This is a genomic window from Bacteroides togonis (assembly GCF_900130135.1).
In the GTDB taxonomy this organism is placed as follows: domain Bacteria; phylum Bacteroidota; class Bacteroidia; order Bacteroidales; family Bacteroidaceae; genus Bacteroides; species Bacteroides pullorum.
In genome coordinates this window covers 707,617-728,834 of record NZ_LT670820.1, presented here as the reverse complement: position 1 = coordinate 728,834, position 21,218 = coordinate 707,617, and the positions used below count along the sequence as shown (strand labels likewise).

Below are 21,218 nucleotides of genomic sequence, written 5' to 3'. Positions count from 1 at the left end.
TGCTATCAAATGGAAAGATTTTCTTTTCTTTTTTCTTATGTGTAGGCATTCATAATTTCTAGGTAATAGCAGTTGTTAAACAGGCTTTTTTTTCTATATTTGCGCCACTTTTGCTGAAGCGTAAGTTTCGTAATGAATAAAATGTAAAGAAGTAAGTAATGAAAGTACGATTTATAAGCCTGGCCAGTGGCAGCAGTGGCAATTGTTACTATCTGGGCACCGAAAAATATGGTATTTTGATAGATGCAGGCATAGCGGCCCGCAGCATCCGGAAAATCTTGAAAGAATATGGCATCGGCATGGAGACCATCCTTGCAGTGTTTGTTACGCACGATCATGCCGATCACATCAAAGCATTGGGTGGCTTGGGTGAAAAATTGAATATCCCTATTTATACTACTGCACGTATCCATGAAGGGATTGGTCGCAGCTATTGCATGACGGAAAAGTTGCATACTTCTGCCCGTTATTTGGAAAAGCAGACTCCTATGCAACTGGAAGATTTTTGCATTGAATCCTTTGAAGTTCCTCACGACGGTACTGACAATGTGGGCTATTTTATTACGATTGGCGACAAGAAGTTTGCATTTTTGACCGACTTGGGTGAAATCACTCCCGTTGCTGCAGAATATATCTGTCGAGCCAACTATTTGGTTTTGGAAGCTAATTATGATGACGAAATGTTGCAAATGGGGCCATATCCTCCCTATTTAAAGGAACGTATCAAGAGCCGGACAGGACATATGAGTAATGCAGCAACTGCTCAATTTCTAGCAGACCACTTCAGTAACCAACTGCGTTACATTTGGCTGTGTCATCTCAGTAAAGACAATAATCATCCTGAACTTGCCTATAAGACGATAGAACTGAAGCTGCATGATTATGGAATTGTGGTCGGACGGGATGTCCAACTATGCGCTTTAAAGCGTACTACACCTTCTGAACTCTACGAATTTGAATAAAAAATGCCGCTTCCATCGAAAAAAAACTGTTTTTTATTTGTTGGTTCAAATAAAAGAACTACCTTTGCACCCGCAAACGAAAAAGAGAGGCACTCTTAGCTCAGTTGGTAGAGCAACTGACTCTTAATCAGTGGGTCCAGGGTTCGAATCCCTGAGGGTGTACTAATCAAGAAAAAACTTTCTTGGGAAAGGTATTCGGGGTGTAGCGCAGTCCGGTTAGCGCACCTGCTTTGGGAGCAGGGGGTCGTGGGTTCGAATCCCGCTACCCCGACAAAGGGTCTGATTTTATTGTAAATCAGGCCTTTTTGTTTTAAATAGGTTTCTTTTTTCTGTCTGAAATATCTGAATTTGGGGTCAGCGGATGTTTGTCCACCTCGTCATACCATCTGGCAAGCCTTGTTAATGCGGTATCCTTATGTCTGCACTGGTGATATATCAGTCCGAGTCTCATGGAAAGATAATATGCTTTCTTTATATCAGGATATTCCCAGAACAGGATGACGGCACGTATACGTTGGAATTCAGTCCACAGGGATTCTTTCTTATAGAGAGGATAGATGCTTCTGGCCAGCAGCTGCTTTCTTGAATCACCGTTCTCAAAGACCAGAGCATGATATGTTTTTCCGCATGCCCTGGCATGTGTCATTTGTATGGACTCCTCATCCAGGGCTTCCCAGCGCGCTTTCACCCTCATTTCCTGAACCGCTTCATAAGCCAGCTTCTGCACATGGAAAGGGTCCGTCACACGACGTGCGGCCGGAAAGCAGACACGTGCCGTCTGTTCCATGTTCGGAGCCATGTCAAGGGTTATTTCCCTGACCTGGAAGCGTCTGCGTCTGGAAAGCTTTAACAGGACGGATGTGACAGTCCTGACATCCGTACTTTTTATGATTGCGATGATGCTTCCCGAACATCCTCTTTTCTCCTTGTTTATCAGAATTGTATAGAGTTCGCCTTGACTTCATCAATGCTCACATACGGACCGATATTCTTTTCGAACAGAATCCATTCTTCCGCATGGAAGAGCTGATTCCAGTTCATGTAACCGATCAGATAATAGCAGTACTGACGCTCAAGAAATTCACAGTTTACTCCAAAGAGAAGTCCTAAAAGCTTGCAGCTTATCGGAAGGGTATCAATCTCTTTTAACAAAGACGCAAATTCATGCGTCATGCGGCTACCTTCTGCAACCAGTTTTCAGATGCGGCTTACATAGTGTCCATTCTACTTCACAATCCATTTGCAACGACGGATGTTCTGAAAAAGCTTCTTGCTAGGGATCGGAAAATCCTGAACGACTACCGGATCATAAAATCCCTTACTCTCCACTTTTATATTCGAGTATTTCCCTGGAAATTCATTTTCTCTTCTTGGTAAATTACTATTTCATTGCTGCTTTCCTTTACATCTGAGATGATGAAATACTTCTGGAAGAAGGAAACGGTAACCGTTGTTTTCCATGAGTGCTGATGATTTGTTTCAGACAAAGGTACAATTTTATCAGATTCACCACTCGGATTGTTACGTTGACTCTTTTTGGAAACTATTTATTCGCTTTTTTCAATCCGAGGCCGAGGAGCATGCCGTCATAGGTGCCGGCCAGGTTGCCGAGGGTTTGCAGGGTGGAGTTGCTGCTTTTGCTGGAGAGGTAGGTGAGCAGTTGCAGCAGCTTGTCGGCATCGAAGAGCAGATCCATGTTGCCGGAGGTGCAGTTCACCTTGGCGTTCAGCCCGACGATTTTGGCGATTTTCAGGTTCACTTTCTGTGTGGAGGCGTCGTAAGAGTAGCTGCCGTTCACGGGTTTGCTGCCGGCATTGGCCGTAAAAGTGCTGTCGGCATTGAAGGTGAACGACAGTTGGCCCGGCTTGATGCCGATCTTGTTCAGTTGCTCGTCCAGTTTCTTCTCGAGAGCCGAGGAGGCCAAGGTGCCACCTGCCTGTTGCAGCAGGTTGTCCGATTCGAGTTCCAGGGCCGAGCCGGTGAAAGTCCAAGTACCGGTCATGTCGATGTTGCTGTTGTTGGTGACGGCATTGACCACCTTTTCGATATTTTCCTTGTTCAGCAGGTCTTTCAGGGACTGCGCATGGATGCCGGAAGGCAGGATCAGCGCAATGACGAAGACGTATTTCCAGATGTTTCTGTTCATATTCTGTTCTCTTTTAGGGTTTAAGTTCTTTGTTGATGCTTTCGATGTAGTCCAGCAGCTCTTTCCGTCCCAGTCGGTTCTCGGAAGAGGTGACGAAGTAGGGCGGGAGTTCTTCCCACTGTTCTTTCAGCTTTCTGAGGTAGGCTTCGACGTTGGCGCCCAGCCGTCCGCTCTTCAACTTGTCGGCTTTGGTGAAGATGATGGAGAAGGGGATGCCGTTCTCGCCCAGCCATTCGATGAATTGCAAGTCGATGGGCTGCGGTTCCAGGCGGCTGTCGATGAGGACGAAGAGGCAGGTCATCTGCGGACGTTGCAGGATGTAGCTTTCGATGATGTTCCTGATCTGTTCCTGCCCCTTGAAGCCGCGTTTGGCATAGCCGTAGCCGGGGAGGTCGACGATGTACCAGTTTTTGTTGACGAGGAAGTGGTTGATCAGCATGGTCTTTCCGGGGGTGGCCGAGGTCATGGCCAGGCCTTTGCGGCCGGTCAGCATGTTGATCAGGCTCGACTTGCCGACGTTGGAGCGGCCGATGAAGGTGTATTCGGGCAGGTTGCCGGCGGGGCACTTGCGGACGTCGGTGTTGCTGATGACGAATTCTGCGCTTGTTATCTCCATGGGTTCTATCTGAAAATTTAGTTTTATTGCCTTTGCAAAGGTAGCACTTATTTGCGTATCTTTGCGTCCGCATTATGAAAGTTTAGGGTTATATGAACGGACAATATCCTTCGGTTTTGCTGGAGAAGGCGGTGAGCGAGTTTGCCAAGCTGCCGGGTGTGGGACGCAAGACGGCCATGCGTCTGGTGCTTCACCTGCTGCGTCAGGACGTGGCGGCAGTCGAGGCGTTCGGCAACGCCATCATTACGCTGAAGCGCGAGGTGAAGTATTGCAAGGTGTGCCACAACATTTCCGATACGGACGTCTGCCGCATCTGTTCCAACCCACAGCGCGACGCTTCGGTAGTATGCGTGGTGGAGAACATACGTGACGTGATGGCGGTCGAGGCCACGCAGCAGTTCCGAGGCCTGTACCACGTGCTGGGTGGGGTCATCTCGCCGATAGATGGTATCGGGCCGAGCGACTTACAGATAGACAGCCTCGTAGAGCGCGTCCAGGCAGGAGGCGTCAAGGAGGTGATTCTGGCGCTGAGCACGACGATGGAGGGCGACACGACCAACTTTTACATCTACCGCAAGCTGGAGAAGTTTGGCGTCAAGCTGTCGGTCATCGCGCGCGGCATTTCCGTGGGCGACGAGCTGGAGTATGCCGACGAAGTGACGCTGGGGCGGAGCATCGTGAACCGCACGCCGTTCAACGGCACCCTGTGAGGCCCTGTTCCGCCCGCCGGGCGATGATGTGAATACATTTATATATAGGATATATGGAAGAACAAATCAAGAAGGCAGTCCGCTTTGTGCGGATGTCTTATCTCCTGTTTTGGATGGTGCCGGTCGTGTTCGTGCTCGTGGGCGAGACGACGGACAGTTGGGTGGGGGCGTATGCCGACGACGTGCGCACCACGTATTATGCCGAGACGCTGTCCATCCTGCTGGCGGCGGCCTGCGTGCCGTTGTCGCTGAAGCTGTTTGCCTGGGTGCTCTACCGCCGCATCGACCGTGCCGGCATTGCCCGCGCCTTGCAGCTCTATGTCTTCTGGAGCGGCATTCGGCTGGTGCTGCTGGCCCTGCCGCTGATGGCGGGTTTCCTGACCTACTACGGGATGTTGAGCACGACGGGCCTGCTTTGCGCTCTGATTGCCCTGACGGCTTCGCTCTTCTGCCTGCCGGGCGAGGAGCGCCTGCGCCGCGAGCTGCACATCGAGCGGGAGGAGGGCGGCTTATGAGTCGGAGCTATTTCGAGGGGACGCTGGTGCGCCTCAGGCCGATGGAGCCGGAAGACCTCGACCTGCTCTACCGCATGGAGAATGACCCGGAAACCTGGGACGTGTCCAACTTCTCCGTGCCCTATTCGCGCTATATGCTGAAGCAGTATATCGAGGATTCGCAGTGCGACATGTTTGCCGACAAGCAGCTCCGCCTGATGATTGTCCGCCGGACGGACGACGTGGTGGTGGGAACGGTGGACGTGACCGACTTTGCCCCGATGCACCGTCGCGGCGAAGTAGGTATCGCCGTGCGGAAGGAGTTCCGCGGAAACGGCTATGCTGGTGAGGCCCTGACGCTGATGTGCGATTACCTGTTCCGCTTCCTTTTCGTCCACCAGCTGACGGCCCACGTAGCGGTGGACAACGAGGCCAGCCGGCGGCTGTTTGCCGGAGCTGGCTTTGCGGAGTGCGGCGTGTTGAAGGAGTGGTGGTTTGCCGGCGGGCGCTATCGCGACGTGGTGCTGCTGCAACGCCTGCACAAGGTTTAATTCAGGGTGGGAATCTGTGGGAAGCGTGACCAGACGGCGTACTTTCCTCCCAGCTTGCTCAGCGATTTTTGCCAAAGGCCGACGGAGGCTTTCTCGTCCATCAGCGAGGCGGTGGTCTCGCATCCGACGATCCAGGTATTTTCTTCGATTTCCTGTTCCAACTGTCCGCTTTCCCAGCCCGAATATCCCATGAAGAAGCGGAGGGTGCCCTCGACCGAGGGTGTGCGGTTGATGTAATCGCGCACGGCGTTGAAGTCGCCGTTCACGTACAGCCCCTTCTCCACGGGGAAAGCGCCGGGGATGCCCTCGATGGTGTGTAGGTAGAAGATGGTGTCCGCCCCGAGCGGTCCGCCCCAGTAGATGGGGATGTTTCTGCCGCCCGCGATGTCGTGGAAGATGTCGGACAGCGACAGGGGGAAAGGCTTGTTCAGCACCAGGCCCATCGTGCCCTCGCTCGTGTGGTCGATGAGCAGGACGACCGACCGTCCGAACATCTTGTCGCAGAGGAAAGGTTCGGAGATAAGCACCTTCCCGCGGACAGGTACCACGTGGTTGGTTTCGATCTTGAATATATCCGTGTAGGTTGACATGCTCCTAAGTTACAGATAATTCTTTAAATACAAAACTTCCGGCCTGTTTTTTGTCTCAAATTTTTCCATCGTCCACCGTGGGGGCTCCTGAGCGGGGGTGCGCTGTTTGCCCTGGTTGGCGATGACCTGGCGCATGTTGTCGGCCAGGCCGTTGTGTTCGGTGATGACGGACGTCAGCTCGTCGGTGGGGCTGACCACGGCGAGCGAGTCCAGCAGGCGGGCGATGTCGCGGTAGACGGCATCGGTGTGGAGGCGCACATCGGTGGTGTGCAGGTCGCTCAGCACGACGAGCGTTTTCATTTCGTTTGTTTTTATTTGAAATGCTTCGCTGAAGGCATGGTTGGCTTCGTCCAGTGCATCTATTTCGGGTTCCAGTCCCAAAGTGGCCACGTCTGCCGCCCAGTCTGCCGAGCGCAGCAGCTCGACCAGATGGGCATATCCGGTGGCCGAAGCATACAGTCCGCGCCTGGTCAGCCCACGGAAGGGTGAGAGGGCCGTTTGCAAGCGGTGGGCGGCTTCGCGACGACGGTCGACGGGGTTCGCCAAGTGGGCCCGCACGCTCATGAAGATGGTACCTACCAGGCGGTCGCGGCGGTAGTCGGCTTCCTTCAGGCGGTGTGTGGCCACCTGGGCCGTCGGGCGCACGACGATGCGGCTCTCCGTCTGCAAGGCCGCCGTATAGCCTTCGATGGCGGCATCCAGCGGGGCAAATACGCCCTTCAGCAGCTCGAGCAAGTTGCGGAACATGTTGTGGAACGTGTAATGCGCGCCCAGCGAGAGCCTCGTCAGGGCAATTCTTTTCATCTTCTGTGTCATATCGGTCGTTTTTAGGTTATTCGTCTGGTTTAAGACACTAAAATAGGAATATTTTTTGGCAATCAACTACTTTTTCATCCTAAAATATTAATACATCGACGAAAAAATGCGCATTTTCATAGCTTCGTATGAATGCATTGATGTAAAAATGCGCATTTTCATAGCTTCGTATAAATGCATTGATGTAAAAATGTGCATTTTTATAGTTTTGTACTAATACATTAGTATAAAAACGTACATTTTTATTGCTTCGTATGAATACATTGGTATGAAAAAGCGCCTTTTCACTACTTCGTATCTCTATTTCACAGTGAAAAGGCGCTTATTAGCTTCGAAAGACGTTGTCCGCAACCTGCCGACAGCAGTCGGCAACTATCCGAGGGGATGGTTTTCGGCAAAGATGGCCATCCGCTCGTCCAGCAAGGCATACTGGTGGTCCTGGATGAACGACGTGCAGGCGCGCAAGCCCTCCTGCGAGCTGCCGGTGGTCACCAGCGATATGGCGCTGACGCCGTAGTACATCAGTTCGCGGGCCAGCTCGCCGCTCGTCATGCCCGGATAGCCGATGGTGAAGTAGAAGCCGTCGGCCACGGGCTCGCCCAGGTCGTTGTCGTAGACCAGCCGGAAGCCATGGCGCAGGAAGATTTCCTTCAGCCGGCGGGCGCGTTCGCCGTAGACGCGCACCTCGTCCAGAAAGTTGTAGCGCCCGTCGCTGGCAGCCTTCAGCATGGCGGCCAGGGCATACTGGGCCGAGTGGCTCGTGCCCGACGACAGGGCGTAGAGCACGCGGTGGATGAAGACCGTGCCGAACGTGCCCGCGCCGCCATAGCGCTGCATCAGGCCCGGGTAGGCGCGGTGGTAGAGTTTGTCCGAGATGCAGCTCACGCCGATGCGCTGTCCGGCGTAGCTGAACGCCTTCGAGCCGGAGATGAGCAGGATGTAGTGGTCCGTGTAGCGTGCTACGGAGGGCTGGAATGGCGGCTGGAACGGGCGGCTCAGGTCCTGGCGGAAGTCCATTGCGAAGTAGGCGAGGTCTTCCAGCACGATGACGTCGTACTTTGTGGCCAGTCGGCCGATGATGCGCAGCTCCTCGTCCTTGAGGCACACCCAGCTGGGGTTGTTCGGGTTGGAGTAGATGATGGCGGAGATGTTTCCGCGGCTCAGGTAGCTTTCCAGCTTCTCCTCCAAGCGGTCGCCGCGATAGTTGTAGACGTCGAACGTCTCATATTTCTGCCCCATCACCACCAGCTGCTGCTTCTGTACGGGAAATCCCGGGTCGATGAAGAGGATGGTGTCCTTGCGCGGGTCGCATTGGCTGCACGTCAGGAACGAGGCGAACGTCCCCTGCATCGAGCCCGTCACCGGCACACAGCCTTCGGGCGCGATGTCTACGTCGACAAACGCCTTGACGAAGCGCGATGCCTCCCGCTTCAGCTCGTCCAGACCGTTGATGTCAGGATACAGACTGGCGATGCCGTTCCGCAGGGCTTCGATTTCGGCTTCCACGCCAACGGCCGACGGCGGCAGTCCGGGCACGCCCATTTCCATTTTGATGAACTCGACGCCCGACTGGGCTTCAGCCTTGGCCGCGATGGCCTTCACTTCTCGGATGGTGGCTCTGCCGAAATCGGCCACCTGGAACTCATCGATCGTCCGGTCGATGATATCTCGTTCGATAGGAGTAGCTTTCATGTTTTTCGTTTTTGGTATAAATTGTATATGGCAAAGGTAATATAAAAGCGGTATATTGGCGCCCCGAACGAAAAAAAAGAATTTTTTTTGCCCAACCTATTGCAGGTTTCAAAAATAGTCGTACCTTTGCAACCGCAATCGAGAGAGATAGCGACGAAACAATGAAATGGTGCGGTAGTTCAGCCTGGTTAGAATACATGCCTGTCACGCATGGGGTCGCGGGTTCGAGTCCCGTCCGCACCGCTTACGAAAAAAGACTGAAAAAAGAAAGTCGAAGACAATATCCTCAAAGTCAGTAACTTTGGGGATATTTTTTTGTTATACCACGACAGATGAATACCCCGTTGGAAGTCGAAAATTGGACAAATCGAGTAACCAAATCGTAACCAAGAAAAAAAACGGGAATTTTGGTTACGACTTCGTAGATATGTCGTTGATTTGTCGTTGTTTACGTTCAATTTTATCGACACGCCGTAACCTAAAATCCTGAGCAGAAAAAGGAAACAACCGGCACGTTTACGATTCATTTCATGAGGATACACGACAATGACCCTCAAATGTCTGTTTCATAGCCGCCAAGTGTCCGCCTGTGGATTGCGTCAAGTGATTGTCAAACAGTATTTTTGCAACAAAAAACTTAAAAGCGCATGAAACGGAACACATTCAGCGTACTTTGTTACGCAAGGAAAAGGGAACAAGGAAAGGACAAGCAATATCCTATCATGGTTCGCATCACCATTGACAGCGAACAGGTACAGTTCAACTCACAGTTAATGGTGGATAAGAAGATGTGGAAGGACGGTGGCGTAGTCGGTCGTAGTGCGACGGCGGTGTATTTGCGCACGCAGATAGAGAAAATCAAGACCGACATTACCCGCATCTACGAAAAGGAAATCGAAAACAACCGCTACCCTTCACCGCTGAAGCTGAAGAACATCTATCTGGGCATTGAAACGAAAGCCAACACGCTGCTGACCGTGTTCAAGAAGATGAACGAGGAAAAGCGGAAGGAAGTGGGCACGTCGCTCTCACAGAACACCTACAAGAAATACGACCTGACATACCGCCGTATGGAAGAATACATTCAGTTCAGGTTCAGGAAAGAAAAGTATAAAGACATTCCATTGACGGAAATCAACGAGGAATTTATCAACGGCTTCCGCAACTTCCTGCGTGTGGACAAGAAGGTCGGCCACAACGCCACCTCGAAGATGATGCAACTGTTCAAGAAAGCCGTTACCCGCGCAAGGAACGCCGGTCTTATCCAGTTCAACCCATTCACGCAGCCCATCACCTTCGTTCAGGTGGACAAAGGCTTTCTGACGATGGACGAACTCCAGAGCATTATGGACAAGGAGATTGAAGTGGAACGCCTGCAACGGGTGCGCGACGTCTTTGTATTTTCCTGTTGGACGGGGATAGACGTATATCTGCTCAAAGACGAACATATCCAGAAGTATCTGGACGGCAACTATTGGATTATCTCCAAGCGCCATAAGACCGGTGTGCCCATCAACGTGCGCCTGTTGGACATTCCCCTGCGCATCCTGCAAAAGTACAAGGGTAAACAGCCCGACCACCGCGCCCTGCCCATGCCGAGCAATCAGAAGATGAACGCATATCTGAAGGAACTCGCTGATATTTGCGGAATTAGGAAGAACCTGACCTATCACCTCGCAAGACATATCGTTTCCTATTATTCATTGAAAACAAGAAACTTACAAAGATTATCAGCTTGACAAGTAACGACTTGGAAACCAGTGGGCTTCTATATTCTGCAATGTTCTGCACTAATCAAAAGAACGCTTTTCTCATTTGCAAAAGTAATATTTTCTACCCTTATTACCAAAACTATTCCTCTGAAAAGATATTTCTCTTCTTGATTTTTTATGAAAGGTCTATATTTGTATATGGATAATCGCAATAAACAAAGGAGCAAAGAATGATACTTGTCAAGCTTGCCATTAAAGAAGTCTGGTAAGATGCTTAAAAAAGGATAGCGAAACTTCTTCCATGGTTCCGCTATCCTTATGAATAATTCTGCATTATTTCAACTATACCTTATCATCTTTATCTAACGGTATGAATGCCGTCTATAACAGGATGTTCCATTTCATAATGTAGCAAAATCAATAGCTTGTTGCAACTCCCTTTCCCTAATATACCGAAACGACTGAGGAGCGACGAAGGAATCGAACATTTCAAATGGATTCACCGGTTCCCTGTATAACACTGGATTCTCTATTTGCAAAGCATATCCCGTGTCACGACCTTCGAAATATTCGTCAAAGTATTGCTTGGATACGCCCGAATCCTCACGAGTCCTTTCCCACAACTCTTTGGGCGTGGATTGAAGCACAGCCTTTATGGAAAATTCGCCGACAATCATCCCCTCAGGCTTTGTGGAGTAGACCAGAACCTTGGTGACATGCCTGGCAAATATGCTTTTCCTGTATTCATATTTTTTTCGTCCTTGGAATATCTCGTGGACGAATTCCGGTTTAATCGACAATAATACTTTCATCTATTTGTCCTCTTGCTATTATATCATTAAATTGCTTGTCCGTCAGCTTGAAAAATCCCCAATACTGAGGAGCCAATCCTACTTTCTCAACCAGTTCTTTGTTGATAAGGCGATGGTTGAATGCCGCATTATAGGTCATTTTTATAACGACAGTTTTGTGATTATAATAGTAATCTCTTAATTTTTTCTCATCAAAGACACTATAAGCATTCGTATATTTGATGAATTCATTCAAATTCTTGAAGTCACCAGGTCTTTTTACTTCTTCCACCACGCAAATGGAGGTTGCCACGCTCCTGTAGTATGCAGGTCCTTGGCCATCACTGGTGCGATAAATGACAAGGATATCTCCTGGGATCAACATTTCGACACCTTTCATCTTGCACAGATAAACTTTGTGGATGCTATTGGTATGGGAAACATCTTTTATCAGTTCATCCCTGTTCCGTTGCTCCGTATTCAAAATAGAATCGGGGAATAGAGGCGTGTGATAATCAGGATGTACAGACAGCATATATTTATTCTTGCCATTGGTGTGCACGAAAGGGAAACACTTGCATAAATCATCGCCTACAGCAGTCATCGACTTGACATATACGCTCTCCGGATTTTCGGGATTGCCCTTGGCGCCTCGTCGTTCAAAGCCGTATCTCTTGAGCAAGTTCACCAGTCCTTCGTGCTTCTCGAATATCGTGACATAAATGTCTCCCACTTGTTCGTAGACAGCCACGCGAATAATCATCTGGATGAAATACTCGCCCAACTTTGTATTATGGGCATCAATCTTGAATGTTCCCACTTTCAGGTGCTTGCCTTCAGGCAGTCTGGGATTTACATCCTCAACGGCTCCTTTTTCAATTTTAAGATAGAGGAAAGCCTCCAATTCGCCATTGTCTTTTCTCTGAATGTAGGCTTCACTGTCACTTTTGCGTTGGAACCAGTCTTCAAATCCGTAGTAATCTTCTTTCAGACTTGTGAAGAACGGGTCTTCCAAATTAATCTGTTGAAACTTTACTTTTTCCATGATATTTAAAATAAAATCGAACGGATCCCTATCCAGCCCGTGCCCAAAGGTTTGAAACAACCTTAACCCGACTGGCTACAGGTTATGCACTGAAAAGGGATTCATATTGTTTCGTTTCGTTTAATTGGGCGAGTGCAAAGGTAATACAAAAAAGTAAGATACTTTGGCAATAGCCCCAAAAATGATTATGAAGTGGTTTGAGTGTTTTCCTAATAAAATTTGAACTATCTGTTTATTTCGAATCGGATATATCTTCTGTGAAATTATCGGTGTGTCTTTACTCATTTGTGGACAATAAGATTAGAGGTTATAGTTTCTATTCATGAGAATTTGATACTAAACTGATTGACAATTCAACAAACAGTAGGATCTGAGAGGGGTTCAACAAAAAGGCTTGGCAACAACCGGTATATGCCGGATGGCTGCCAAGCCTTTTCAATTCAAAGAACTATCTATCTTCGCTATCTAAAAAACGTTTCAAATCATAGTACATGGAGCGCGTCTTGTCTTTTTCATCTTTGGCGGACAGAAAATCAAAACCGCATTGTTGGTAAAAACCGACGGCGTCCTGATAGGCATCTACCGTGATGAAACGGCAACCGGTTCTATTGCCATGAGTGAAAGTATATTTGATAAGGCGGATAATATCTCTGCCTATGCCTTGCCCGGCATATTCTTCCGATACGGCCAGTCTGCCTATTTTCACGGCTGGATAATCTTTGCGCCGTTTGGGATTGGGCACACGACGGCTCAACCGGTTCCAAATGCTACGCTGTTCCGGGTCAAAAGTGATTTTATCGTTCAGGAGGCTGAAATAGGCCACAGTCCTGCCATTGGGCAAATCCTCCCATAGATAAGTGACAGCCATCAAGTCGGTCAGGTACTTTCGGGCATCTTCAAATAAAAAGCCGTTTAAGTCATCATCCTTGCACTTAAACGGCTTTATCTCGCTGTCCGCTTTCAGCGGCATGAAATAATAATCTTCAAGAGCCATGTTCGTATCAGAATGCAAATGCGGCTATGGCCTTGAACTTCTCATAAACTTTCTTTGCAGCCTCTTTCTCTTCCTTGCTTTCCGGCTTCAGGTGAGCCATTTTTTCTGCAAAGCGTTTAGCATCCTTACCGGTAACCACCGGCGTTTCTTTAATCGGTCGAGCCATAATCTTTAGTTTTTAATTCATTGCAAAGGTACGGATAATATCATTGAAAATCAAATTATGAGGTATATTTCTTTGATAATGAGCGGTGCGTTCATGCCTTTTGCCGGGCGGAATAATTGAATTTGCAAATTTTGGAGAATAAAAGTTGCGAAATACATTCCCGGATTGCAAAAAGAATGGCTTCACAGCGGTAGGCAATATCCCTGAACGGTGCAAATCCAAGATGCATTATCCACAATCATCTGGGAGTTCTTTATCTTCTGTATCTTTCTCCCCGCCGGTTTCATCCGTTTCTTCGGGCATCGGATAGGTTTCCGACAGCTTGTCTTTCCGTGCCTGACGCTTGATTTCGTTCTCGTCGAAGTTGTTGCGGATGAACTCGTGCAGGTCTGATTCCTTGTAATAGGTCTTGTGGTATATCGAATGGAACTTCAACGCCCCGTTGTTCCGGTATCGCTGGAGCGTGCGCTTGCTGATGCGCAGCAGTTGGCACACTTCCTGGTTGTCGTACAGCCGTTCCCCGTTCAGGTAGTTCAGGTGCTTCTGTCGGTTCTCCGCCTTGTCCAGCTTGCGCGATATGCGGTACAGTTCGCCCATGATACGCTCCATCCACGCCTCAAATTCTGTTTTGTCCACTAACATGGCCGTTCCTCCTATGGTTTTACACCTCGCCCAGCATGTAGCTGTTCGGGGTGTCGGGTGATTTCACAATGATTTCCTTCTCCCGCATGAAGCGGATGTAGCTCTTGGCCGTGCGTTCCTTCACGTCGAACGCCGCCTGAAGTTCTTCTGAAAGCTCCATGTAGCCGATGAAGCGTTTCCGGCTGAACAGTTCGCGTGCTACCGACACGAGTTCCTCTTCCTTGCGCCTGTCCTTTTCCTCTTTCGGTTTCTCGCCCAGATAGGCGTGCATCGCCTTCTCCTTGTCCCATGCGAATTGCATGAGCGGTACATCCAGCGGGCTGCCGTCCCGTACCTTCAGGGCTTTCACCACCGACACGGCGGGCTTCGTGTCCTTTTCGATGGAGAGGATGGCGGCAGTCTTGCGTTGCAGTTCGCTGCCCAAGTGCCCGCGCAGCTTCAGCCCGTTGGGGATGAAGTGCAGCACCGTGACGATGCACGTGTTGTAGATGCCCGCCAGCCGGTAGAGTTCCTCCACGACGGCGATGCTCTCCGCCTCGTCGTTGGCGCAGCGTATCAGGTCGGCGATGCCGTCAATCACCACCAGATGGATGCCCCCGTACTGGTAATGGAACTTGTCCATGCTGAGCACGATGGACTTCAGCCGCTCCTTGCGGCTCATTCCCGTCAGGCAGTATGCCTTGAACCACTCCGGCATCGTGTCGCGCCCGCAACGGCGCAGCAGGGTACTTACGTTCTTGTATAGTTGCACCTCGCTCTGTTCGGTGTCATAGAACAGCACCGCCTTGCCTTTCGGGTTCCCCTCGATGGAAATGCCCAGCGTGTCGATGCCTTCCGCGTTTTCCGGTTTCACAGCCCCGGCAATCAGGGCGGCCACATAGTTGCTTTTCCCCGTACCCTCCCCGCCGGTGATGCAGAGCAGGTTCCCTTGTGTTCCGAGCGGCACGCCGTTCACCGATACTATCGTCTGTGCCACAGGTGGCGGGTTGTTGAAATCCAACTCGCATGATTTTCATGCTGACATATCTTCCTTGTATAATGAATCCAAATGGTTTAAGAACAATTTCAATAAATCGTCGTGCGTGTGTCCCAACGCAAAATAATCCGTTACATCCTTTTCTTCTTTTGTTCCTGACAGTGGCAGCAAAAGGCGTTTCAATGCAAACGGCTTCAATTCTTCCTGCCGTTTGGCGGAAACTTCCAGACCGGTCTTGTCCATATCATACAGCAGGACAATGTGTTTGAACCGGTAGGAGAGCAGCATCAGCACAGAGGTAGGGATGACCGTCGTTTCCGAATTGAAACAGATGGCATGGAATCCGTTTGCCGCAAGGCTCATCACGTCTTTCTCACCGCCTGTGATAAACAACAGATCCCCTTTGGCGGATAATTGGTCAAGTCCGAAGCAGTAATTGTCGCCCAAATCTCCGGCATAGAGGAAACGCATCTCCGAGCGCGGGCGGTAGATTTTAATGTATTTGTCGCCTACATAGCCATACATCGGTTCCTGTGCCGTTTCAGTCAAGGTATAGCTTTTCCCTTCCTGATTGACGGAACTGAACGAATGCAGAGGCCGTGAGGTTGTGTTGAAACGTTGGCACAACCTCTCTTGAAGCTTTTAATCAAATGGTACTACTATGAAATAAAAAAAAGAATAATATTAAACGGCACGTAGCAACCTGCTGGGCGGGCACGACGTGACCACCACCGTCTATACCTTCACCGGCAAGCCCGCCGTGGTGAGCCATACGCACACGGCAAGCGGGAAACCCGCACTCACGGAAGTGACCACCTACACCTACGACCATGCCGAACGCCTGACGAAGGTGGAGCACACGCTGGGAGGCGTGACGGTGACGCTTGTCTCGAATACCTACGACGAACTGGGCCGTCTGCAGAGCAAGACTCCGCACGGGTTGGAGGCAAACCGCCAGACTTATACCTACAACATCCGCGACTGGCTGACGGGTATCGACGGGAAGTTCACGCAGACCTTGCAGTACAACGACGGCGCAATTCCCTGTTACAACGGGAACATCAGCGGCATGACGTGGAAGGCGGGGAATGAGACAACGCCCCGTGGCTACAAGTTCACCTATGACGGGCTGAACCGTCTGCTTGATGCGGTCTACGGGGAAGGTACTTCGCTAAGCAGCAACGCAGGCCGCTTCACCGAGAAGGTGACAAGTTACGACAAGAACGGGAACATCCTCAGCCTTCACCGCTACGGGCAGACGGGGGCAAGCAGCTACGGTTTGATAGACAACCTGATTTTCACCCTGAACGGTAACCAACTGAACCGTGTGGACGACGCTTCCACCGCCACGGCCTACAACAACGGTTTCGAGTTCAAAGATGCTGTAAAGCAGGCCAATGAGTATGCCTACGACGCGAACGGCAACCTGACGAAAGATTTGAACCGTAACATTAGCAATATTCAGTATAATTTCTTAAATTTGCCAGGCAAGGTCACGTTCGGTGACGGAAGCACCATTGAATACGTCTATGCTGCCGACGGAACCAAGCTCCGCACGAAGCATGTCATCAACGGTACTACCACCACAACGGACTATTGCGGGAACGTGGTCTATGAAAACGGTGTGCAGAAGCTGCTGCTGACGGAAGCCGGCTACGTCACCCTGTCCGACCGGAAATACCACTACTACCTGACGGACCATCAGGGGAACAACCGGGTGGTGCTGAATCAGAACGGTACGGTAGAGGAGGTGAACCATTACTATCCCTTCGGAGGACTTTTCGCAAGCTCTACGAACGTTCAGCCTTACAAGTACAACGGGAAGGAATTGGATACGAAGAACGGTCTGAACTGGTACGACTACGGGGCACGACACTATGACCCGGCGCTGGGAAGGTTTACGACGGTGGATCCGATGGCAGGGGAAGATTATACCACTTCTCCTTATGGTTATTGCGGTAACAATCCGACGAATTTCATAGATCCCAGCGGGTGTCTGACAAGTCCTATCTATGACAGAAACGGTAATTTATTGGGAACTGATGATGAAGGTTTGCAAGGAGATGCAATCATTATGGACGCTGATGATTTTACCCAAGGAATGTCTCATGAGGAAGCGTTGGCACATAATTTGGGATTTGAAGGATTGAACGGACTACAGGCTCAGGCTAACTTCCAACAAAGTTTCAGCAGTTTGTCAAGCAGACCAGATTATGATGGAGTATTGACTCTGGGTGAAGCCAACGAATGGTACAGAAAAGGAAGTGGGCAACCTTTGTTCGTTGATGTTTCAAAAATTGATTTGTCACCGTTGACTATCGAGGATCTGACTTTAAACAAGATTGTATACTATAATTACTTTCATCCACTACATCCAAATGTGAAAACAGGATTGGTATATGGGAACATTAGGTATAACTTTATTGGATGAAGTCGGGCATGTTAGAGTAGGCGGAACGAATGGGCTTATAGATACATATGACTTTGATTACCAAAAAGGAAGGATGTTCCGCAACTTTGCAACAAGGATTGGAAAATTTTGGGCAGGAGAAGGTATAAAATATGGTATTTATGGTTACGGAGTAGGACAAGTACATAATAAAGTTTACAGGCCTTTTGGTAGTAGAAGATGGTTTTTATAGATTTAGATGGATATGAATAATAAATGGATAATTTTATTACTAATTCTTATTAGTGGTAGTGTAATTTATTATGCTTGCTTTTATTATCATGGAAAAAGCGAAGAAGAAATAGCGCAGATATTAGGAATAACAGAAGCATCAATAATTTCTGTTGACTATTCATATGATCCTTTTACTTTGCATGACTATGATGTAATTGAGGTATACCATTTGTCAAGTTCAACTATTCACTCTTTTATCTTTAACTCATCTTTCAAATTATATGATAAGCCTTATGACTCTGTTTGGTTAAAAGAGAATTGGCATATATGTCCAATGGATACAATTGAATGGAGAAATGAATGTGAGATCGCTTTTTCTATTCGATTTGATAGTAATAAACGTAATCAATGGAGTTCTGAGATGTTTCAACTTCTCAATTCGAATTATGCGTATTTTGCATTATATTCAGCAACTGGAGCTGTGGCATTTTATATATTAGATCCCATTAAGCAACAATTATACATTGCATATGTAAATATGTAGCTATAAAAAGTAATTCTTGATTCAGTTTTTCTGTTTCAAGAATTACTTGTTTATTTTGCTTATTTCATGGTTTATTATAATGATGTCAGTATACTAGGAAAGCAACATTAGTAAATGAAAAATTATTGTAAACTCTGATTTGCTGGAAGAAGGGCGAGCTCAGACTTATAGTCACGAAGCTAATGGCCATGCTCACACTTATATAAAAACTCAAGATGATAGGAAACAGGCATCACACCAGTATGGAAGTGGAGAGATTGATTTAAATAGAGAACTGTTTAAAAAAATAAATGAATCAATAAATGAACTATTAGAAACATGAAATGGGAATAAGGGCTTTAGTTATAACTTTATTGTTGTGTTTTTATGGCTATTCACAAAATGGTCCAAATACCCTTCATCAAAAGGAAGGTAAAATATATCAGCTAATGGAGCTTGATTCCATCCTAATGTTTACAGGCGAGTATGATTTTTTGCTTGCTTATGTTGATAAACATTTTGTTTTTCCTGAAGTCTATGCAGATGCAAGTTTTTAAGGTCAGATTATATGTAAGTTTGTTGTAACAGAAAAAGGTAATATAATTGATGTAGAAGTTTTGCAAGGCATTGATGCAAAGTTAAATGATGAAGTGGTAAGAATAATATATTCTATGCCTCAATGGCGTCTGGGTAAGAAAAATGGTCAGATGGTGAGCTCTGAATACTTTTTACCGATACATTGTCGCATAAAGTAATTGATCCATTTAATTAAGGCGGAAAGTAATCCCTACTTCAGATTTTGTCTGTTTCAGGGATTATTCTGTATTTCAATGTCTACTACATTTTTACTATACTACGACAATCTGCATGGACCGCAGCCACATCCTCCGCCGCGACATGCTCGACACCTCGGGCAACCTTTTCCTGGAGACGCTGTCTTATTTCGACGGCCTGGGACGCCCCGTGCAGACGTTGCGGGCGGGCGCTTCCCCGCTCCAGCTCGCGGCGCAGCTGCGCTTCGATGCGGCGCACCCGTCCCTGCCAGTCGTATTCGGCCGACGTGAGTAGGCGGATGGAGGCGCAGGCGCAGGCGCAGGCCAGCGGATTGCCCATGAACGTGGGGCCGTGCATGAAGCAGCCGGGGGCGTGGTTCGAGATGGTGTCCGCCACCTCGTTCGTGGCCAGCACGGCGGACAGCGTCATGTATCCGCCCGTCAGCGCCTTGCCGATGCACATGATGTCCGGCTCCACACCCGCGTGCTCCCAGGCAAAGAGGCGTCCCGTCCGTCCGAAGCCCGTGGCTATCTCGTCGAAGATGAGCAGCAGGCCGTGTTCGCGGCACAGGCGGGCGGCTTCGCGCAGGGATTGCGGGGGGGAGAACCACATGCCGCCCGCGCCCTGTACGATGGGGTCGAGGGTGAGGGGGGCCAGTTCGTCGGCATGACGTTCGATGGTCTCTTTCAGCGGCAGGATGTCGTCGGGGGTCCATTCGCCGTCGAAGCGCGAGCGGGGCTGCGGCACGAAGTAGCGCACAGGCAGGGCGCTTCCGAAGAGCGAGTGCATGCCCGTGACGGGGTCGCAGACCGACATGGCATTCCACGTGTCGCCGTGGTAGCCCGAGCGGATGGTGACGAAATTGTTTTTCTTCTCCTTTCCCCGTCCGACCCAATATTGTACGGCCATCTTCAGCGCTACCTCCACGGCTACGGAGCCTGAGTCGGCGTAGAAGATTTTCTGCATCGACGGCGGCACCAGCGGCAGCAGCAGACGGCCCAGTTCGATGGCAGGGTCGTGCGTCAGGCCGCCGAACATGACGTGCGACATCCGTTTCAGTTGTTCTTCCACGGCCCGGTTCAGCACGGAATGGTTGTATCCGTGTACCTGGCACCACCACGACGACATGCCTTCGACCAGCGTCTCACCGCTTTCCAGCGTGATGGTCGCCCCCTGCGCACTCTTCACTTTATAGACGGGTAGCGGGTTGGTGGTCGAGGTATAGGGATGCCACAGGTGTTCGCGGTCGAATTGCGAGTCGCACAGGCGGTAGCCCGCTTCACGCACCAGCTGCTTGTCTTCGGCTACCTTCGAGCCGAGGGTGGTGAGCAGGTCACCCACGATGGCCGAGTTGATACCTATATATAAGGCTTTCTTCACGGCGTCGCGGCTCAGCTGCGAACGTCCGCCTGCGAAACGCAGGTAGGCCGTGGGGTTGATGAAGCGGAAGAGGGCGATGGTTGTCAGTATTTCGTCTTCGGTCAGCGGTGCCTGATGTTCGAGCGGCGTGCCCTTGATGGGGCTGAGCAGATTCATGGGGATGGATTGCACGCCCAGCTTGCGGAGCGTGAAGGCCAGTTCGATGCGCTGCTCCATCGTTTCGCCCATGCCGATGATGCCGCCGCTGCACACGTTCATACCCACGCGGCGGGCTGCCTCCAGCGTGCGTATCTTTTCCTCCTGCGTATGCGTGGAGCAGAGGGTGGGGAAATAGCTGGGAGCCGTCTCGAGGTTGCAGTGGTAGCGCGTCACGCCGGCTTCGTGCAGTTGCCGCAGTTCGTCTTCATCGGCCAGGCCCAGCGAGGCACAGAGCTGGATGGACGAATGGCGGCGCAGGTAGCGCACCGTGTCGCAAAGTTGTTCAATCTGTTTCTTGGAAGGTTTTCGTCCGCTGGTCACCAGTGAGAACCGGTTGACGTCCTGCTCTTCGTTGGCACGGGCGTGCCGCAGGCATTCTTCGGCGGGCAGCAGGTCGTAGATGTCGGCCTGTGTGTGGTAGTGAGAGGATTGTGCGCACCATTTGCAGTTTTCAGGGCATCGGCCCGACTTGGCATTGACGATGGAGCACATATCGAATTCGCGCGGGGCGCATGCCTCGGTAATCTCATGGGCGGCGCGGTAGAGCGCCTCGCGGTCGGCTGTACCTGCCAGCCAGGCCGCTTCTTCGGGCGACAGGGCTGTGCCTGCCAGTACCCGCAGTTTCAGTTGTTCGATGGTCATAATGGATGATAAGGATGGAAGGAGTGTGTCCGTCGTGTCCGTCTGTTTGCGCAGCGAGCTGTCGGCCACGCCTTTGGACAGGCGTCCGATGGTGACATTCCGCCCGATGCTGGCAAAGGCAGCATAGCTCTTGTGACTCCAGCGGCGGAAGCGCAACGACGTTTTTGAGATGAAT

21 protein-coding genes, 3 tRNA genes and 4 pseudogenes are annotated in these 21,218 nt (G+C 50.0%); 14 read left to right on the top strand and 14 right to left on the bottom strand.

The genetic code is table 11. The features are described from left to right. The first annotated feature begins 158 nt into the window (after window positions 1–158). The 3 genes from BQ8005_RS03230 to BQ8005_RS03220 all read left to right on the top strand — a co-directional run bounded on the left by BQ8005_RS03230 (window position 159) and on the right by BQ8005_RS03220 (window position 1,233). Window positions 159–962, top strand: a complete 804-nt coding sequence (locus tag BQ8005_RS03230; RefSeq protein WP_075317027.1) for an MBL fold metallo-hydrolase — start codon at window positions 159–161, stop codon at window positions 960–962. An 89-nt stretch (window positions 963–1,051) separates the two neighbouring features. After that, a tRNA-Lys gene (locus tag BQ8005_RS03225) sits at window positions 1,052–1,124 on the top strand. Window positions 1,125–1,158: 34 nt separating this feature from the next. Then, a tRNA-Pro gene (locus BQ8005_RS03220) sits at window positions 1,159–1,233 on the top strand. Window positions 1,234–1,272: 39 nt separating this feature from the next. On the opposite strand, the gene BQ8005_RS03215 is transcribed toward BQ8005_RS03220, so the two are convergent. The 4 genes and pseudogenes from BQ8005_RS03215 to yihA form a co-directional block, all read right to left on the bottom strand. Then, window positions 1,273–1,863, bottom strand: a complete 591-nt coding sequence (locus tag BQ8005_RS03215) for an ISL3 family transposase (RefSeq protein WP_456236475.1) — start codon at window positions 1,861–1,863, stop codon at window positions 1,273–1,275. Window positions 1,864–2,099: 236 nt separating this feature from the next. Further along, a pseudogene (locus BQ8005_RS17585) lies at window positions 2,100–2,423 on the bottom strand (ISAon1 family transposase N-terminal region protein); the annotation flags it as partial. A gap of 82 nt (window positions 2,424–2,505) precedes the next feature. Beyond that, window positions 2,506–3,108 carry a DUF4923 family protein gene (locus BQ8005_RS03205; protein WP_075317026.1) on the bottom strand — a complete coding sequence of 201 codons (603 nt, stop codon included), beginning with the start codon at window positions 3,106–3,108 and terminating at the stop codon, window positions 2,506–2,508. Between the two features lie 13 nt (window positions 3,109–3,121). Further along, entirely contained in the window at window positions 3,122–3,724 is a 603-nt protein-coding gene (gene yihA, locus BQ8005_RS03200) for a ribosome biogenesis GTP-binding protein YihA/YsxC (protein WP_075317025.1), read from the bottom strand. Window positions 3,725–3,816: 92 nt separating this feature from the next. On the opposite strand from yihA, the gene recR reads away from it, so the two are divergent. Genes recR through BQ8005_RS03185 form a run of 3 tightly spaced genes read left to right on the top strand, consistent with a single transcriptional unit; the run spans window position 3,817 to window position 5,479 of the window. Then, window positions 3,817–4,434 (top strand): recombination mediator RecR, encoded by a 618-nt coding sequence (recR, locus tag BQ8005_RS03195; RefSeq protein WP_075317024.1) that lies wholly within the window; start codon window positions 3,817–3,819, stop codon window positions 4,432–4,434. A 53-nt stretch (window positions 4,435–4,487) separates the two neighbouring features. Then, window positions 4,488–4,949 carry a hypothetical protein gene (locus BQ8005_RS03190; RefSeq protein WP_021848243.1) on the top strand — a complete coding sequence of 154 codons (462 nt, stop codon included), beginning with the start codon at window positions 4,488–4,490 and terminating at the stop codon, window positions 4,947–4,949. Further along, the gene (locus BQ8005_RS03185; protein ID WP_075317023.1) at window positions 4,946–5,479 is read left to right on the top strand and encodes a GNAT family N-acetyltransferase; all 534 of its coding nucleotides are present in this window, start codon (window positions 4,946–4,948) and stop codon (window positions 5,477–5,479) included. Before BQ8005_RS03190 ends, BQ8005_RS03185 begins: the two co-directional genes overlap by 4 nt. Here BQ8005_RS03185 and BQ8005_RS03180 read toward each other — a convergent pair. From BQ8005_RS03180 to BQ8005_RS03170, 3 genes are all read right to left on the bottom strand, one after another. After that, window positions 5,476–6,069, bottom strand: a complete 594-nt coding sequence (locus tag BQ8005_RS03180; RefSeq protein ID WP_075317022.1) for a YqgE/AlgH family protein — start codon at window positions 6,067–6,069, stop codon at window positions 5,476–5,478. The two genes, BQ8005_RS03185 and BQ8005_RS03180, sit on opposite strands and share 4 nt — an antisense overlap. A gap of 9 nt (window positions 6,070–6,078) precedes the next feature. Further along, window positions 6,079–6,885, bottom strand: a complete 807-nt coding sequence (locus BQ8005_RS03175; protein WP_159436197.1) for a DUF6261 family protein — start codon at window positions 6,883–6,885, stop codon at window positions 6,079–6,081. A gap of 372 nt (window positions 6,886–7,257) precedes the next feature. Further along, window positions 7,258–8,577, bottom strand: a complete 1,320-nt coding sequence (locus BQ8005_RS03170) for a pyridoxal phosphate-dependent aminotransferase (protein ID WP_021848239.1) — start codon at window positions 8,575–8,577, stop codon at window positions 7,258–7,260. Between the two features lie 168 nt (window positions 8,578–8,745). Between BQ8005_RS03170 and BQ8005_RS03165 the strand changes: the two genes are divergently transcribed. Beyond that, window positions 8,746–8,820, top strand: a tRNA-Asp gene (locus BQ8005_RS03165). A gap of 404 nt (window positions 8,821–9,224) precedes the next feature. Further along, window positions 9,225–10,316, top strand: a complete 1,092-nt coding sequence (locus BQ8005_RS03160; protein WP_075317020.1) for a site-specific integrase — start codon at window positions 9,225–9,227, stop codon at window positions 10,314–10,316. Between the two features lie 374 nt (window positions 10,317–10,690). Here BQ8005_RS03160 and BQ8005_RS03155 read toward each other — a convergent pair whose 3' ends face one another. The 6 genes and pseudogenes from BQ8005_RS03155 to BQ8005_RS03135 all read right to left on the bottom strand — a co-directional run. Next, a complete protein-coding gene (locus tag BQ8005_RS03155) occupies window positions 10,691–11,101 on the bottom strand; it encodes an ASCH domain-containing protein (protein ID WP_075317019.1) in 411 nt (136 codons plus the stop codon). Continuing rightward, window positions 11,079–12,125 (bottom strand): N-acetyltransferase, encoded by a 1,047-nt coding sequence (locus tag BQ8005_RS03150; RefSeq protein ID WP_075317018.1) that lies wholly within the window; start codon window positions 12,123–12,125, stop codon window positions 11,079–11,081. The genes BQ8005_RS03155 and BQ8005_RS03150 overlap by 23 nt, the downstream gene beginning before the upstream one ends. A gap of 448 nt (window positions 12,126–12,573) precedes the next feature. After that, window positions 12,574–13,119 (bottom strand): GNAT family N-acetyltransferase, encoded by a 546-nt coding sequence (locus BQ8005_RS03145; RefSeq protein ID WP_075317017.1) that lies wholly within the window; start codon window positions 13,117–13,119, stop codon window positions 12,574–12,576. A gap of 7 nt (window positions 13,120–13,126) precedes the next feature. Next, on the bottom strand, window positions 13,127–13,285 hold the full coding sequence (locus tag BQ8005_RS17495; protein ID WP_200806323.1) for a hypothetical protein: 159 nt from the start codon (window positions 13,283–13,285) through the stop codon (window positions 13,127–13,129). A gap of 228 nt (window positions 13,286–13,513) precedes the next feature. Further along, entirely contained in the window at window positions 13,514–13,927 is a 414-nt protein-coding gene (locus BQ8005_RS03140; protein ID WP_075317016.1) for a helix-turn-helix domain-containing protein, read from the bottom strand. 19 nt (window positions 13,928–13,946) lie between these two features. Continuing rightward, window positions 13,947–15,497, bottom strand: a pseudogene (locus BQ8005_RS03135) (AAA family ATPase); the annotation flags it as partial. A 127-nt stretch (window positions 15,498–15,624) separates the two neighbouring features. Here BQ8005_RS03135 and BQ8005_RS03130 point away from each other — a divergent pair. From BQ8005_RS03130 to BQ8005_RS17960, 6 genes and pseudogenes are all read left to right on the top strand, one after another. Further along, window positions 15,625–17,334 carry an RHS repeat-associated core domain-containing protein gene (locus tag BQ8005_RS03130; protein WP_394334091.1) on the top strand — a complete coding sequence of 570 codons (1,710 nt, stop codon included), beginning with the start codon at window positions 15,625–15,627 and terminating at the stop codon, window positions 17,332–17,334. Beyond that, complete coding sequence (locus BQ8005_RS17325) at window positions 17,303–17,545, top strand: hypothetical protein (RefSeq protein ID WP_159436196.1); 243 nt, start codon at window positions 17,303–17,305, stop codon at window positions 17,543–17,545. Before BQ8005_RS03130 ends, BQ8005_RS17325 begins: the two co-directional genes overlap by 32 nt. Window positions 17,546–17,557: 12 nt before the next feature. Further along, on the top strand, window positions 17,558–18,070 hold the full coding sequence (locus BQ8005_RS03125; RefSeq protein ID WP_159436195.1) for a hypothetical protein: 513 nt from the start codon (window positions 17,558–17,560) through the stop codon (window positions 18,068–18,070). Between the two features lie 323 nt (window positions 18,071–18,393). After that, window positions 18,394–18,606 (top strand): hypothetical protein, encoded by a 213-nt coding sequence (locus BQ8005_RS03115; protein WP_075317013.1) that lies wholly within the window; start codon window positions 18,394–18,396, stop codon window positions 18,604–18,606. Window positions 18,607–18,612: 6 nt separating this feature from the next. Then, window positions 18,613–18,804 (top strand): energy transducer TonB, encoded by a 192-nt coding sequence (locus BQ8005_RS17885; RefSeq protein WP_083610484.1) that lies wholly within the window; start codon window positions 18,613–18,615, stop codon window positions 18,802–18,804. A 112-nt stretch (window positions 18,805–18,916) separates the two neighbouring features. Further along, window positions 18,917–19,015 (top strand): annotated as a pseudogene (locus tag BQ8005_RS17960) (hypothetical protein); the annotation flags it as partial. Here BQ8005_RS17960 and bioA read toward each other — a convergent pair. After that, window positions 18,986–21,043 (bottom strand): annotated as a pseudogene (bioA, locus tag BQ8005_RS03105) (adenosylmethionine--8-amino-7-oxononanoate transaminase); the annotation flags it as partial. The pseudogenes BQ8005_RS17960 and bioA sit on opposite strands and share 30 nt — an antisense overlap. Between the last annotated feature and the right edge of the window lie 175 nt (window positions 21,044–21,218).

Bases quoted from the DNA above. Each gene is read 5' to 3' on its own strand.
- BQ8005_RS03150 (WP_075317018.1), bottom strand. From the start codon at position 12,125: ATGGAAAAAGTAAAGTTTCAACAGATTAATTTGGAAGACCCGTTCTTC.
- yihA (WP_075317025.1), bottom strand. From the start codon at position 3,724: ATGGAGATAACAAGCGCAGAATTCGTCATCAGCAACACCGACGTCCGC.
- BQ8005_RS03155 (WP_075317019.1), bottom strand. From the start codon at position 11,101: ATGAAAGTATTATTGTCGATTAAACCGGAATTCGTCCACGAGATATTC.
- BQ8005_RS03115 (WP_075317013.1), top strand. From the start codon at position 18,394: ATGGGAATAAGGGCTTTAGTTATAACTTTATTGTTGTGTTTTTATGGC.
- BQ8005_RS03140 (WP_075317016.1), bottom strand. From the start codon at position 13,927: ATGTTAGTGGACAAAACAGAATTTGAGGCGTGGATGGAGCGTATCATG.
- BQ8005_RS03145 (WP_075317017.1), bottom strand. From the start codon at position 13,119: ATGGCTCTTGAAGATTATTATTTCATGCCGCTGAAAGCGGACAGCGAG.
- BQ8005_RS03175 (WP_159436197.1), bottom strand. From the start codon at position 6,885: ATGACACAGAAGATGAAAAGAATTGCCCTGACGAGGCTCTCGCTGGGC.
- BQ8005_RS03160 (WP_075317020.1), top strand. From the start codon at position 9,225: ATGAAACGGAACACATTCAGCGTACTTTGTTACGCAAGGAAAAGGGAA.
- BQ8005_RS03170 (WP_021848239.1), bottom strand. From the start codon at position 8,577: ATGAAAGCTACTCCTATCGAACGAGATATCATCGACCGGACGATCGAT.
- recR (WP_075317024.1), top strand. From the start codon at position 3,817: ATGAACGGACAATATCCTTCGGTTTTGCTGGAGAAGGCGGTGAGCGAG.
- BQ8005_RS03205 (WP_075317026.1), bottom strand. From the start codon at position 3,108: ATGAACAGAAACATCTGGAAATACGTCTTCGTCATTGCGCTGATCCTG.
- BQ8005_RS03180 (WP_075317022.1), bottom strand. From the start codon at position 6,069: ATGTCAACCTACACGGATATATTCAAGATCGAAACCAACCACGTGGTA.
- BQ8005_RS03185 (WP_075317023.1), top strand. From the start codon at position 4,946: ATGAGTCGGAGCTATTTCGAGGGGACGCTGGTGCGCCTCAGGCCGATG.
- BQ8005_RS17325 (WP_159436196.1), top strand. From the start codon at position 17,303: ATGGGAACATTAGGTATAACTTTATTGGATGAAGTCGGGCATGTTAGA.
- BQ8005_RS03190 (WP_021848243.1), top strand. From the start codon at position 4,488: ATGGAAGAACAAATCAAGAAGGCAGTCCGCTTTGTGCGGATGTCTTAT.
- BQ8005_RS03230 (WP_075317027.1), top strand. From the start codon at position 159: ATGAAAGTACGATTTATAAGCCTGGCCAGTGGCAGCAGTGGCAATTGT.
- BQ8005_RS03125 (WP_159436195.1), top strand. From the start codon at position 17,558: ATGAATAATAAATGGATAATTTTATTACTAATTCTTATTAGTGGTAGT.
- BQ8005_RS17495 (WP_200806323.1), bottom strand. From the start codon at position 13,285: ATGGCTCGACCGATTAAAGAAACGCCGGTGGTTACCGGTAAGGATGCT.